The organism is Streptomyces sp. F001 (genome assembly GCF_004187715.1).
In the GTDB taxonomy this organism is placed as follows: Bacteria; Actinomycetota; Actinomycetes; order Streptomycetales; family Streptomycetaceae; genus Streptomyces; species Streptomyces flavusporus.
This window is the reverse complement of the sequence record NZ_QZWF01000001.1, coordinates 1,103,473-1,116,501: the sequence shown is the minus strand read 5'-3', so window position 1 is coordinate 1,116,501 and position 13,029 is coordinate 1,103,473. Positions and strand designations below refer to the sequence as shown.

10 protein-coding genes and 2 pseudogenes are annotated in these 13,029 nt (G+C 72.2%); 5 read left to right on the top strand and 7 right to left on the bottom strand.

Annotated features, from left to right (window positions below; genetic code table 11):
- The first annotated feature begins 25 nt into the window (after positions 1-25).
- Positions 26-829, top strand: a complete 804-nt coding sequence (locus tag StrepF001_RS05140; protein WP_129797058.1) for an SGNH/GDSL hydrolase family protein — start codon at positions 26-28, stop codon at positions 827-829.
- A 3-nt stretch (positions 830-832) separates the two neighbouring features.
- Here StrepF001_RS05140 and StrepF001_RS05135 read toward each other — a convergent pair.
- From StrepF001_RS05135 to StrepF001_RS05120, 4 genes and pseudogenes are all read right to left on the bottom strand, one after another.
- Positions 833-2,415, bottom strand: a pseudogene (locus StrepF001_RS05135) (serine/threonine-protein kinase).
- 57 nt (positions 2,416-2,472) lie between these two features.
- Positions 2,473-4,053: a nickel transporter gene (locus StrepF001_RS05130; protein WP_129797057.1), complete on the bottom strand. Its 1,581-nt coding sequence runs from the start codon at positions 4,051-4,053 to the stop codon at positions 2,473-2,475.
- A complete protein-coding gene (locus tag StrepF001_RS05125) occupies positions 4,050-5,573 on the bottom strand; it encodes a tetratricopeptide repeat protein (RefSeq protein ID WP_129797056.1) in 1,524 nt (507 codons plus the stop codon). Before StrepF001_RS05125 ends, StrepF001_RS05130 begins: the two co-directional genes overlap by 4 nt.
- A 100-nt stretch (positions 5,574-5,673) precedes the next feature.
- On the bottom strand, positions 5,674-7,203 hold the full coding sequence (locus StrepF001_RS05120) for a DUF4331 domain-containing protein (protein ID WP_129797055.1): 1,530 nt from the start codon (positions 7,201-7,203) through the stop codon (positions 5,674-5,676).
- Positions 7,204-7,408: 205 nt separating this feature from the next.
- Here StrepF001_RS05120 and sigK point away from each other — a divergent pair, with 205 nt between their 5' ends.
- The 3 genes and pseudogenes from sigK (at position 7,409) to StrepF001_RS05105 (ending at position 9,149) form a co-directional block, all read left to right on the top strand.
- Positions 7,409-7,951 (top strand): ECF RNA polymerase sigma factor SigK, encoded by a 543-nt coding sequence (gene sigK / locus StrepF001_RS05115; protein WP_165396161.1) that lies wholly within the window; start codon positions 7,409-7,411, stop codon positions 7,949-7,951.
- Positions 7,948-8,764, top strand: a pseudogene (locus StrepF001_RS05110) (anti-sigma factor). Before sigK ends, StrepF001_RS05110 begins: the two are co-directional and overlap by 4 nt.
- Positions 8,765-8,879: 115 nt before the next feature.
- A complete protein-coding gene (locus StrepF001_RS05105) occupies positions 8,880-9,149 on the top strand; it encodes a hypothetical protein (protein WP_129797053.1) in 270 nt (89 codons plus the stop codon).
- Positions 9,150-9,345: 196 nt separating this feature from the next.
- On the opposite strand, the gene StrepF001_RS05100 is transcribed toward StrepF001_RS05105, so the two are convergent.
- Positions 9,346-10,128 (bottom strand): ABC transporter permease, encoded by a 783-nt coding sequence (locus StrepF001_RS05100; RefSeq protein ID WP_129797052.1) that lies wholly within the window; start codon positions 10,126-10,128, stop codon positions 9,346-9,348.
- Positions 10,125-11,075 (bottom strand): ATP-binding cassette domain-containing protein, encoded by a 951-nt coding sequence (locus StrepF001_RS05095; protein WP_129797051.1) that lies wholly within the window; start codon positions 11,073-11,075, stop codon positions 10,125-10,127. The genes StrepF001_RS05100 and StrepF001_RS05095 overlap by 4 nt, the downstream gene beginning before the upstream one ends.
- 63 nt (positions 11,076-11,138) lie before the next feature.
- Between StrepF001_RS05095 and StrepF001_RS05090 the strand changes: the two genes are divergently transcribed.
- On the top strand, positions 11,139-11,855 hold the full coding sequence (locus tag StrepF001_RS05090) for a TetR/AcrR family transcriptional regulator (protein ID WP_129797050.1): 717 nt from the start codon (positions 11,139-11,141) through the stop codon (positions 11,853-11,855).
- On the opposite strand, the gene StrepF001_RS05085 is transcribed toward StrepF001_RS05090, so the two are convergent.
- On the bottom strand, positions 11,852-13,021 hold the full coding sequence (locus StrepF001_RS05085; protein ID WP_129797049.1) for a type ISP restriction/modification enzyme: 1,170 nt from the start codon (positions 13,019-13,021) through the stop codon (positions 11,852-11,854). The two genes, StrepF001_RS05090 and StrepF001_RS05085, sit on opposite strands and share 4 nt — an antisense overlap.
- Positions 13,022-13,029 lie beyond the last annotated feature (8 nt).

Sequence of the window (13,029 nt, the reverse complement as noted above, 5' to 3'; positions counted from 1 at the left end):
AGAGATCCTGCTAAAGGGAGGTTCCATGAGACGTTCCCGACTTGTCGTGTTACTCGGCTCACTCCTCCTCGCCGCATCGGCCGCCCTCACGGGAGCCGCTCCGGCGCAGGCGTCCGAAGCCGCCGCCACCAGCTATGTGGCGCTCGGCGACTCCTACTCCTCCGGCGTCGGTGCGGGCAGTTACATCAGCTCCAGCGGCGACTGCAAGCGCAGCACGAAGGCGTACCCGTACCTCTGGGCCGCCGCCAACTCACCCTCGTCGTTCGCCTTCACGGCCTGCTCCGGCGCCCGAACGGATGAAGTCCTCGCCGGTCAGCTGGCCCCGCTCAACGCGAGTACAGGTGTGGTGTCCATCAGCGTCGGCGGCAACGACGCCGGCTTCGCGGACGTCATGACGACCTGCGTACTCCAGTCCGACAGCGCCTGCATCTCCCGCATCAACACCGCCAGGGCGTACGTCGACACGACGCTGCCCGGCAAGCTCGACACCGTCTACTCGGCGATCCGCGGCAAGGCACCCGCGGCGCAGGTCGTCGTGCTCGGCTACCCCCGCTTCTACAAGCTCGGCCAGTCGTGCCTCGGTCTGTCCGAGACCAAGCGCAAGGCCATCAACGACGCCTCCGACCACCTCAACACCGCCATCCAGAAGCGCGCACTGAACCACGGCTTCACCTGGGGCGACGTGCGCGGCACCTTCACCGGTCACGAGATCTGCTCCGGCAGCTCCTGGCTGCACAGCGTCAACTGGCTCAACATCGGCGAGTCGTACCACCCGACCGCGAACGGCCAGTCCGGCGGCTATCTGCCGGTGCTCGACAACGCCGCCTGACCTTCAGGGAGTCGGCGTAGGTGAAGCGGAGGCCCCGTCCGTCGGGGTCTCCGTCACACAGGTCACCGAGAACGCCACCGCATCCGACGTCGTCCGGACCGGATCGCGGACCTCGACACTGATCTCGTTCTGATACGTCCCGCTGTCGGCGTACGTCGTCACGATCACCTGGTCCTGCCGGGTCCGTTCGCCCCCTTCGGGGAACGACAGCGTCTTCCAGCTCTCGACCTCGCCGTCCTTGGTCACCCAGCGGTAGTCCACCTCCGCGGGCAGCCGTCCCACCGTGAACGTCGCCGTGAACGCGGGAGCCTGGTCGTTCGGCGGCGGGCACGTGCCCGAGTACTCCGTGCGGGCGCCGGTGAGGGTGACCGTCACCGACTGCGGCGGGGGAGCGGTCGTCGGACTGCTGCTCGGGGTCGGGTGGTGGGAGCGCTGGTGCCCGGGGTGGTCTCCTTCTCGGGCGCCGTCGAAGTCGCTCCTGCCGTAGGGGTGTTGCCACCCCCTGCGGTGCGGTTGTCGCCGTCGTCGCGGTTCAGCAGGGCGTACGTGAGACCGGCGATCGCCAGCGCCAGGGCGGTGACGCCGGCGATCAGGACGGCGGCGGTGCGTTTGTCGTGGCGCGGTTCGTCGACGGTGGTCGCGGCAGCGGCAGCGGCAGCGGGGACAGGTCGGGGCGGCGTCGGCGGCTGCCGGTGGGCCGCGGCGGTCGGGGCGTACGGGGTGTACGGCGTCGTCGGGGCCGTGTCCGCGCGCGGCGTGCCTCCCGCGCCGATCAGCCGCAGGTCCTGCTCGGCCCGCGCGGCCGGCAGCCGCTCGGCGGGGTCCTTGCGCAGCAACCCCTCGATGACCGGGGTGAGCGGACCGGCCCGGCGGGGCGGCGGCAACTCCTCGTCGACGATTGCCCGCAGGGTGCTCAGCGGCGTGTCGTTGCGGAACGGGGAACTGCCCTCCACCGCCGCATACAGCAGCACGCCGAGCGACCACAGGTCCGACTCGGGACCCGGCGTGCGGCCGAGCGCGCGTTCCGGCGCCAGGAACTCGGGCGAGCCGACCACCTCCCCGGTCATGGTCAGCGCAGAGCTGCCCTCCACCATCGCGATACCGAAGTCGGTGAGCACCACCCGGCCGTCGTTCGACAGCAGTACGTTGCCCGGCTTCACGTCCCGGTGCAGCACCCCGGCCTCGTGCGCGGCACGCAGCGCGGACAGCACCTCGGCGCCGATGTGCGCCGCGCGCTGCGGGGGCAGCGGGCCCTCGGCGTCCAGCAGCTCGGCGAGAGAGATCCCGCGGACCAGCTCCATCACGATCCACGGCCGGCCCTCCTCCGTGGCCACGTCGTACACCGTCACCACATTGCGGTTCGCGACCCGCGCGGCGGCCCAGGCCTCCCGCTCCAGACGGGCGTACATCCGCTCCACGTCGGCGGCCGGCAGCCCCGCCGGGGCCCGCACCTCCTTGACGGCGACCTCGCGGCGCAACACCTCGTCGCGGGCGAGCCACACCGTCCCCATGCCGCCCTCGCCGAGCGGGGACAGCAGTCGGTAGCGGCCGGCGATCACGCGTTCACTGCCCGGATCCACGGACACCGGCGCCCCCTTCGCATCCGCGAGCGATGTCTCGCCTGATTTCTCCCCAAAAGTAGCTCAGCCGAATGCGGATGCCGCCCCCCTGAACACCAATCCGGCCCCGAGGGCGACGACGACGAACCCGGAACCCACCGGCGCGGTACGGCGGATCAGGGCGGCCAGCGGATTGGCGGTCCAGCGGGGCCGCCGGACCAGCGCCCGGGTCACGCCGCTGCCGAACCGGACGACGGCGAACCCGGCCGCGGTGAGGGTGAGCGCGAGCCCGGCGCCGTACGCGACGACGAGCAGAAGCCCGAACCAGGCCTGCCCGAGCGCCGCCGCGCCGACGAGCACGACGACGGCCGAGGGACTGGGCACGAGCCCGCCGGCGAAGCCCATGAGGATCGTGCCGCGGAGGGTGGGGGCGATGGGGTGGGAGTGGGTGTGGCCGCCGTGGGTGTGTTCGATGGTGTGAGGGTGGGGGTGCTGGTGACCGTGGTCGTGATCGTGGCTGTGCTTTTTGGTTTCGGGTTCGTGGACGTGTTCGTGACCGTGGTCGCGGTGTTCGTGCCCGTGGGCGTACTCGTGTTCGTGGTCGTGGGTGCGCGTGTGGCCGTGGGCCTGTCCGCGGTTGCGGAACGCCCGTCGTACGAGGCCCGCTCCCGCCAGTGTCACCAGCACTCCGCTCGCGATGCCCAGCCAGGCGATCACCGAGGGTGCCGCCGCGGACCCGGCGGTGACCAGAACGCCGAGGGCGACCACGCCGAGGGTGTGGGTGACCGTCACCGAGGCGGCCAGGGGGAGGACGTGCCGCATACGGGCGCGGCCGCCGTGGGCCGCCGCGGTCGCGGCCATGAGGGTCTTGCCGTGGCCCGGTGCGAGCGCGTGCATCGCGCCGAGGCCGACCGCGATGAGCAGGGCCAGGGCGGCGAAGCCGACGGTGAGGTCGTGCCGGGCGACCAGGGACTCCAGGGCCCGGGTCCAGCGGTCGGCGCCGCGTGGCAGGACGGACGCGGCGGGCGCGTCGCCCTGTTCCTCGGCCAGGGCGGGACCGCCGGGGCGCAGGCGCAGGGACGCGGACGTCGTGTCGGCCGGGGAGGACAGCAGTTCCTCGGGATAGGCGGTCAGTTCGCGCGACGACGACTTCTCCGGCACGTCCGAGGCGGTGAGCGTCATACGGTCCCCGCGCGCGGTGATCTCCCGCCAGCCGGGGCCGGAGTCGGCGCCCGCGCTGCGGAATCCGACCGTCACGGAGTCGGCCTCGGGCAGGGGAGCCGTCAGCCGGCACTCCACCCGCAGGGTGTCGAGCCCCGCCTGACCGGGCAGCACGCGCGCGTGGCTGTCGGCGACGTCGAGCGTGACCGTGCGTCCGTCGACCGTCGCCTCGCCGGCCCGCGCGGCGTCCGCGCACCGCCCGCGGGCCCATGCGGTGATGCCGAGCCGTTCCACGTCCGGCCCGGCCTGGGTCGCCGGGATCTCGGCGAGGTCCTCGACGTGGTCGATGCGCAGCTCACCGGGGGCGGCGACGAGACCGTCGTAGTGGTTGACGGTGAAGTTGCCCAAGGGGTGCGCGCTCGCGGTGGTTGCCGGGACGAGCACGATCGCGCCGGCGACGCCCAGGACGGCCGCGGCGGAGGCGAGAACACGACGGGGCCTCACTCGGCCCCCAGGGTCTTCAGCGCCGCGCGGGCCTCGCGAGCCGCCGACGGGGAGAACCCGGGGTTCAGCTCCAGGGCCGCCGTCAGGGAGGCGCGGGCGTCCTTCGTACGGCCCGTGGCGAGCTCGATCATGCCGCGGTGGTACAGGAAGGCGGCGCTGCGGTAGCCGGTGGCGGTGGCCCGGCGGGCGTAGGACAGGGCTTCCTCGTCGCGGCCGCCCACGTGCAGCGCCCAGGCGAGGGCGTCCGCGGTGTGTACGGTGTGGCGGCGGGACCACTCGGCGCGGGCCGCGCGCAGGGCCAGGTCCGCGTCACCGTGGTCGGCGGCCGCGAGCGCGGTGTCGAGGTCGGGGTTGACGCCGCCCGCGCGGGCCAGCGCCGTCCAGGCGTCGACGAGGGCGTACTGGTCGCGGGCCCTGTCCCGGTCGCCCTCGGCGCCGCGCTCCTCGTACAGCTCGCCGAGGGCGACGAGCGCGCCGGGCAGCGGGGCGCGGGCGACGACCGCCTCCATGCCCCGTACGGCCTCGGCGAGATCACCGCTCGTGGCCTGGGCGCGGGCGCGGCCCTCCAGGGCGGGCAGGTAGGTGTCGTCGGCGGCGAGGGCACGGGCGTAGTGGTCCAGGGCGGTCGTGTAGTCGCCCTGGTTCCAGGCCAGTTGGCCGAGGGCGGTGGCGACGTACGCCACGTCGCCGGGTGCGACGGCGTTGTCGAGGGCCTGTTCCAGGACCCGACGGGCGGTGCGGACGTCGCCGCGCAGCTCGCGCACGTACGCGTACCGCGTGAAGACCGGGATGCCCGGCCGGCGGGTGTCGGCGGTGTCGGCGGCCTTCGACGCGGCGTCGTAGCGGCCGAGTTCGACGAGGGAGTCGATACGGGTGGCCAGGGCGCGTTCGTTGTAGGGGTTCCGCTTCAGGGCGCGGCCGGCGAAGTCGAGGGCGTCGGTGAACTCGTGCCGGGCCGCGGCGAGGGCGGCGAGGCCGGCCAGGGCCTGGTCGCCCTCGGGTTCGAGGGCGAGGGAACGGTCCAGTGCTCGCTCGGCCTGCGGGTAGCGCGAGGGGTCGCCGTCGACCCTGGCCTGTTCGACGTAGGCGAGGCCGAGGGTGGCCCAGCCGCCGAAGTCCCTCGGCTGGGCGCGGAGATGGGTCTGCAGGGCGCCGATGCTCGAGTCGAGGTCGCCGCTCGCCAGCACGGCCGGAGCGACGGCACCGGGCGCCGCGGCAACGCCCCGGCCGTCGCCGTCCCGGACGTTCCCCACGGCGATCGAACCGGCGGTCAGGGCCACGGCCAACAGGGCGGCGCAGCCGGCAACCCGCCCGCCCCGCAGGCGCCGCCCGGCCGCAGCAACCCGCCGCAGAGCAGCGACCCGCTCGTCGACGCCCGCGGCGGTACGGTCGGCGTCCGCCGCACCCGAGGTCGTCTCGGTGGCCGTGTCCGTGGGGGCCGCGGGGGCCGCGGTTTCCTCAGGGGCCGGGCTCCGGTCGGTCTCGTGCTCCGGCTCGTTGTCGTTCGTATGCGGGACCATGCCCTCTCCTCGTACACAAAAGGGTCGTCATCGTGAGGCGGCGCGGCCCGTGCCGTGGGGGATGGGGAGGGACGGGCCGCGCCAGTCGGTAGGGGGCGCGTCAGTACGCGCGGCCCCGCATCCGGCGCCACCACATCAGGCCGGCGCCGATCAGGAGGATCCCCGCCGCGCCCGCGCCCGCGGAGGCGGCGATCAGCGTCATGTTGTCCTCGGAGGACCCGGCCGGCTGCAGCGCGTCGCCGATCTGGTTGCGCACGTCGTTGCCGCCCGAGGTGCCCTTGGCGAGCGGGCCGCGGGAACCCTCCGTCGGCAGGGCGACGTACGGGAAGGCCTTCTCGAACTCCTTGTCGTTCTTGTCGACCGCGTCGCCCAGGTCGTTCTTCTGGCCGAGCAGTTCACCCTCGACGACCTGGAGCGAGGCGTCGATCACGTCGTCGGTGAGGCGACGGCCGTTCGGGAAGCCGGCGTTGTCGCCGTCGAGGACGCCGAGTCGCTTCGGTTCGGCGGCCGGTTCGATGGACGTGTTCAGGCGCAGCATCTCGGACGGGGTCACGTGCGGCGGCTGGTTGAGGTCCGGTACGCCCTTCAGGAAGACGTCCACCAGGTCGTTGCGGGGCTCCTTGGGCGCCGGGATCTTGTAGATCGCCTCGATGAGCTTCGGCAGCTCGGGGTTGGTGACGTTGTCCAGGAACTGGGCGTCGTCCCACGGCGCGGACGCGTTGAACGTGTCCTTGTCCTCGATCGGGTTGACGACCTCGTTGACCAGCGGGTTGCCGAGCCGGGAGACCTGCGTGAAGTGCCCCTGGGCGTTCTTGCGCTGGGTCGTCGACCAGATGCCGACGACCGGCTGGTCGGCCGACTCCTGGATCATCTTGGTGGGCACCTGCAGGGCGATGGAGTTGACGTTGTAGCCCTTGAGCGTGTCGTTGCCGACCTCGGAGAGGTTCCCGCCGTACAGCAGGTCGAAGACGCGCAGGTCCAGGAAGAACGGGTCGTCGGCCTGCCCGGCGAACGTCGTCGAGCCGCCCGCCAGTTCATGGACGGCCTGCTTGCGCAGCCCTGCGTAGTCCGGCATCGACGCCTTGCCGACGTTCGACGGCGCGACCGGAACGTCGTCGGCGATCTTCGTCCGGGACTGCACGTGCTGGTTCTTCAGCTTCAGCAGTTCGAGGTCGTAGGTCTGCGTGACGTTGAGGTCCGGGTCGTCGAGGCTCTCGACGGGACCGGTGTTGTAGAGGAACGTCTTCTTGTTCTTCGTCTGCGTCTTGAACGTGTAGCGGAACAGCAGTTCGCCCTGCGCGTCGCCGTTGTTGTCGATGTGGATGTCGTACTGGGCGTCCTCGGCGAAGGTGAAGAAGTTCGGACCGCCGGCCGGTTCCTCGAACGGGATCCAGTTGGCGATGATCGTCGTCGTGTCCGGCTTGTCCGGGCTCACGAACGCGTACACGTCGGTGTTGTCGTACTGCGGGGTCCCCGAGATCAGCGGGGCCTCCCGGTGGCTGGAGGCTTCCGCCTCCCCCGGTTCCAGCGCGGTCACGCCGGCGGCTGCGAGCCCTCCGGCGGCCAGCGCACCACAGACGAGGGTGGCGACGCTCCTGAGTCCTGCGCCGCGCTTGGAGATAGCTGTCATGCCGTCCGTCCTCAGTGCCAACTTGCCTGACGCCGGGGATTCGGAGCCACGGCCGGACCGGATTGGTCGAACCTGAAAACTCATTTCCTCGCTGCTCGACCCGCGTTTTCGGCTCTCTGATCCGTAACCCCATCCGGAGGTGGGTTCGTTGCGAATGCCTCGTGGGACGGGACCGGCCCTGTGCGGCCGGAGAGAGGGGGACCGAGTGGGGGCGGACGAACTTCTGGTGCGCGTCGCAGGCGGCGACCAGAAGGCATTCGAGGAGCTCTACGCACTGGTGTCCGGGCCGGTGTTCGGACTGGTGAAGCGGGTGGTGCGGGATCCGGCCCAGTCCGAGGAGGTGGCCCAGGAGGTACTGCTCGAACTCTGGCGGTCCGCCGCCCGGTTCGACCCGGCCCGCGGCAGCGCCCTGTCCTGGGTCCTCACCCTCGCCCACCGCCGCGCCGTCGACCGGGTGCGCAGCGCCCGCGCGGCCGGCGAACGCGAGGAGCGCGAGGCCCGGCGCGCCCACCACCCCGCCTTCGACCATGTCTCCGAGGAGGTCGAGGCCGAACTCGAACGCGAATGGGTGCGCCGCTGCCTGGACCGGCTCACCGCCCTCCAGCGGCAGTCCGTCACCCTCGCCTACTACGACGGTTACACCTACCGTGAAGTGGCCGAGCGGCTCTCCCTGCCGCTGGGCACGGTCAAGACCCGGATGCGCGACGGACTGACCCGGCTGCGCGAGTGCCTGGGAGGAGTCGCGTGAGCATCCTCGGCCGACTGCTGGACCGCGAGGACCAGCACAGCCTCGCCGCGCCCTACGCGCTGGACGCCCTCGAACCCGACGAGCGGCGCCGTTTCGAGAAACACCTGGCGCGCTGCGCCCGCTGCGCCGCCGAGGTGCGGGCGCTGTCCGAGGACGCCGTCCGCCTCGCCTGGTCCACGGCCGCCCCGGCGCCGGCCGCGCTGCGGGACCGGGTCCTGGCCGCCGTACGGACCACTCCGCAGGAACCCGCCCCGGGGCGTGGGCGTGAGCACACCCCCACGCTGCCGCCCCATGTGGGGGACCCAGCCGCCCCCGGCGCGCACCCGTGCGCCCCGGCCGCGCCCCCTGTTCGTCCCGTTCGCCACCGCGACCGCCGCGGCGGCTCTCGTCGTCGCCTCGCTGTTCGCCGTCCAGGCGAACCGGACCCAGGAGCAACTGGCTGCCGAGCGCGCCCAGGCACGTGAGATCGCCCACGTCCTGGCCGCTCCCGACGCACGGGCGACGACCGGCCGGGACGGTGAGGGCCGAAATATCGGAGTGATCGCTTCCGCATCTGAGGGGAGTGCGGTGGTCACCCTGAGCGGATACGGCGAGCTGCCGGGCAACCGGGTGCACCAGCTGTGGCTCATGCGCCCCCAGGAGCAACCGCGCTCCCTCGGCCTCTTCGACGGCGACACGCCCTTGGTCGCAACGGGGCTCGAGCAGTCCGCCACGTCACTCGCCGTGACCGTCGAACCCGACGGCGGCTCGGCGCAGCCCACCAGCCAGCCAGTTGTTCAACTCGCCCTGAAATCGGTTGGATTCGGAGAGTGATCGTCAACACCCTTACGGGGAAGGTGAATCCTGTGCCCGCGATACACGCGTGCCCCAAGGGGGCGATAGGGTTACCCTGCCCGGGCCGGGTGGACTCGTACGGGTGGGGAGTGACATGGAACAGATAACAGTGCGCAGCAGGGCAAGGGTCCCTGCGATCACCTGCGGGAGCAGCGCGACCAGTTCGCGCCTCGACCGCCATCTCTCGGTGCTGGCGGGCCCTGCGGTCCCCCAGAGGGAGACGGCCGAGGCGACCTCGCTGATGCGTGAGCTGACCGCGCGTGAGCCTGCGCACACCCCCAGCGCCAGGGGTGCGCGAGTGAGCCGGGTCTCGCTCTTCGCGCCGCTGCGCCGGCTGCGCCGCACGCTGTTCGGCGGACGCTGACCGACACCTGCGTCTCCTCGACGCCTCGAGGACCCGCGCTCAGCCGGCCACACCGTCCCGGCACAGCGCCGCGACACCGCCGTCCATCATCCCCACGGCACGCGGCAACGCCCCGGTGTACTGCTCGAGCGCGGGTACGTCCCCTCGCCGCCATGCGCCGCGCCCCCCACCCGGCAGTGCTGGGCGCCCGCGCACATCACCGCTCGCCGTGCGTGTACCGGCGTACGGCGAGCGGAGCGAACACCGCGAGCAGTACCGCACACCAGGCCAGTGACCCGGCGACCGGATGGGCGACCGGCCAGGCGGCGCCGTCCGGCACGGGTGCGTTGCCGAAGAGGTCCCGCAGGGCCGTGGTGACCGCGCTGATCGGATTCCACTCGGCGACGGTGCGCAGCCAGCCGGGCAGGCCCTCGGTCGGGATGTACGCGTTGGACAGCAGCGGCAGCAGGAAGGTCGCCCCGCCGAGCTGACCGGCGGCCTCCTCGTTCCGGGTGAGCAGCCCGAGGAAGATCCCGACCCACGTCGTCGCGAACCGGAACAGCAGCAACAGCCCCACGGCGCCCACTGCTTCGAGCGCGGACCCCTCGATCCGCCAGCCCACCGCGAGCCCGACCAGCAGGAACGGCACCGTCCCGGCGGCCGTCACCACCAGGTCGGCGGCCGCCTGTCCCAGCGGTACGGCGGCCCGGCTCATCGGCAGCGTCCGGAAGCGGTCCATCACACCCCGGTGCGTGTCCTGGGCGGCCTGGAACATACCGGCCATGACCCCGCCCGCGGCGGTCGCCACCATCAGCCCCGGCACCAGGAAGGACCGGTACTCCGCGCCGGGCATCGCGAGCGCGCTGCCGAAGACGTAACCGAAGAACAGCAGCATGGAGATCGGCATCGTCTGGGTCAGGATCAGCAGCCCCGGATTGTTCCGGATCCGCCGCAGCTGCCGGCCCAGCATCGCGCCGCCGTCATAGGCCAGGGTGCTCATGCCGCACGCTCCTCTTCCTGATCCTGGGTGAGTCGCAGGAACACATCATCGAGAGTCGGTGGTTCGATGCTCACATCCAGCAACGGCACGCCCGCCGCGTCCAGTTCGCGCACCAGGCGGGGGAGCGTGAGGGTGCCGTCCCGGGTCACCGCGCCGACGGCCCGCCGCTCGTGGTCGAACGACGGCTCCGCGCCGGTGAGTTGATCGAGTACGGCCGCCGCCTTCACCATGACGTCGGCGTCGGGGACGACGGCCTCGACGTGCGCGCCGATCAGGGCCTTGAACTGGGCCGGCGAACCCGTGTGCGCGACCCGCCCCCGGTCCATCAGGGCGATGCTGTCGGCGAGTTGGTCGGCCTCCTCCAGATACTGCGTGGTCAGCAGCACGGTCGTGCCCTCGGCGGTCAGCTGCCGTACGGCGTCCCAGATCCGGTTGCGGCTGGCGGGGTCCAGGCCGGTCGTGGGCTCGTCGAGGAACAGCACGTCGGGGCGGCGGACGAGACTCGCCGCCAGGTCGAGGCGGCGCCGCATCCCGCCCGAGTACGTGGACGCCGGGCGGTCGGCCGCCTCGGTCAGCCCGAAGCGGTCCAGGAGCTCGCCGGCCCGCTCGGCCGGCCCGCGCACCCGGTGCAGCCGGGCGAACAGCCGGAGGTTCTCGCGGCCGGTGAGGTCGCCGTCGACCGAGGCGTACTGGCCGGTGACCCCGATGTGGCGGCGGACGGCCGCCGGGTCCCGGAGCAGGTCGTGCCCCGCGACCCGGGCCGAGCCGGCGTCCGGGCGCAGGAGCGTGGTGAGGAGCCGTATCGCCGTGGTCTTGCCGGCGCCATTGGGTCCGAGGAGGCCGCAGACGGTGCCCTGCGCGACGGCCAGATCGAGCCCGCGCAGGGCATGGACCTCACCGAACCGCTTCTCCAGGCCTTCACTAAGTACGGCGTACGTAGAAGTCATGGGTCGACCATAGCGCACTACGTACGGTGTACGTAACTAGGATGGTGGTCGAGGTGATGATCGATGGCGGGCAAGGCGGCCGAACCCCAAGTGATCTGGGCGCGACCCGAGCGGACCGGGCGTGGTCCCAGGCCCGCGTTCACGCGCGCGGACATCGCGGCCGCGGCGGTGCGGATCGCCGACACCAGTGGGCTGGATGCCGTGTCCATGCGGCATGTCGCGGCCGAGCTGGGCTGCGGGACGATGTCGCTGTACAACTACGTCCCCCGTAAGGAGGACCTGTACGAGCTGATGATCGACGCGGTGGGCGCCGAGCACGAGATCCGCGAGCCCTCGGGCGACTGGCGTGCCGACATGATCCGCAACGCGGAGGAGACCCGCGGCATCATGCACCGGCACACCTGGGTGCCGCGTCTGATGTCAGGGGTGTACGGCTTCAGCCCCAACACCCTGCGCTACCTGGAGCACTGCCTGGCCTGTCTCGAACCGCTCGACGCTGCGTACGGCGTGAAGATGGAGCTGGTCGCGCTGATCAACGGCGTCGTGACGACGTACACCGCCAACGAGATCGCCACCGCCGAGCGCACCCGTGCCATGCCCTGGTCCGAGGAGGAGGAGAACGCGGTCCGCATCGCCTACCTCGGCGGCCAGGTCGCCACCGGCGCGTATCCGCACCTGGCCGCGGCCTTCATGGAGGACAGCGGGCCGATCGATCTGGAGGCGGTGTTCAGACGGGCGCTCGAACGGGTGCTGGACGCCTTCGACCCCGATCCGGGTTAGATCAGCGCGAGTTGCCCCTCCGGCCCCTCCTCGTGCCCGTCCAGCACCGACGCAGGCCTGCGGGTCGACTCCGGGACCGGCAGGACGCCGGCCTTGTGGAGGTCGGGTGCCGTGATGGACGACGTCAACTCCTGGTGGAGTGGCTGGAGTTCTGACAGCAGGGCCAGCACCGTGATCAGCTCCAGCAGCTCCGACGTCCAGGCCTGCGGCCAGGTAGCCGGGCGGATCGCCGTCAGTGTGCCCGGCTCCGGATCGGCGGTGCGTGTCGTGAACCACTGCTCCAGGACCCGCACTCCGCCCACTTCAAAGTCCCATGCCTCGGGCGGTACCGGGGAGACGCGGCCCTCGTCCAGCTCCAGGGTCTCCTCGTCACGGTCGTAGTGCAGGTTGACGGGCCGGGAGGGGAGCGGCGCCCGGACGTACGGGCGGCGGCCGCCGGGGAGCTTGGGGCGTTCGCCGTTGCGGCGCATCAGCCACAGCAGGCGGTGGCCCGACTCGACACCCTGTGCCCAGAGTCCGGCGTCCTCGGTGAGGGGGACGGCGTGTCCGCCGGGTGCGTACCGTGCTGTCGCCAGTGCCCATGCGAGGACGTCCACCGGCTCCACCGAGGTGCCGAGACGTGCGCCCAGGTGCTCCACCAACCCCGGCGCCAGGTTCGGTTCCTCACCCCCCGGCCGCCGGTACAACGGGCGGATGCGGCCGGGGCGGAGGACCGGCAGCAGGGAGGTCGCGAGCAGCAACGGACCATCGGCGCCCGGTGCCGCCGTCGCCTCCACCGCGAAGATCTGGTGCTCGTCGGCCACCCGCCACAGCTCGGGCCGGGCCGCGTCGATCAGGCGGTGGTCGGGGATCAGCCACTGTTCGTCGAACGGGGCGTGCAGGACGCGTACCGGCTCCGGGCAGGGCCCCGTGGCGCGGATCAGCTTCTCCGTGCCGGCGGACCGGCCGGGCAGCTGACCCACGGCCGAGTGCAGTGTGCGGGAGCGCGTCGGCTCCAGCAGCGCCTCCCGGTCCGGGCCGTCGGCCTTCACGAAGGCGTCCCAGCGAGCCTTCAGGGACGCCGCGTCGGGGCCCGTCGGCCACCCCCGGCCGAGCCGCGGCGGTGCGACGGACCACGGCATGAGGTCCGCGAGCAACGGAGCGTCGTCGTGCGTCACGCTGGGCATCGTACGAT

Coding starts and splice junctions, on each gene's coding strand:
- StrepF001_RS05140 (WP_129797058.1), top strand. CDS start 26: ATGAGACGTTCCCGACTTGTCGTGTTACTCGGCTCACTCCTCCTCGCC.
- StrepF001_RS05125 (WP_129797056.1), bottom strand. CDS start 5,573: ATGGTCCCGCATACGAACGACAACGAGCCGGAGCACGAGACCGACCGG.
- StrepF001_RS05120 (WP_129797055.1), bottom strand. CDS start 7,203: ATGACAGCTATCTCCAAGCGCGGCGCAGGACTCAGGAGCGTCGCCACC.
- StrepF001_RS05105 (WP_129797053.1), top strand. CDS start 8,880: ATGGAACAGATAACAGTGCGCAGCAGGGCAAGGGTCCCTGCGATCACC.
- StrepF001_RS05100 (WP_129797052.1), bottom strand. CDS start 10,128: ATGAGCACCCTGGCCTATGACGGCGGCGCGATGCTGGGCCGGCAGCTG.
- StrepF001_RS05095 (WP_129797051.1), bottom strand. CDS start 11,075: ATGACTTCTACGTACGCCGTACTTAGTGAAGGCCTGGAGAAGCGGTTC.
- StrepF001_RS05090 (WP_129797050.1), top strand. CDS start 11,139: ATGGCGGGCAAGGCGGCCGAACCCCAAGTGATCTGGGCGCGACCCGAG.
- StrepF001_RS05085 (WP_129797049.1), bottom strand. CDS start 13,021: ATGCCCAGCGTGACGCACGACGACGCTCCGTTGCTCGCGGACCTCATG.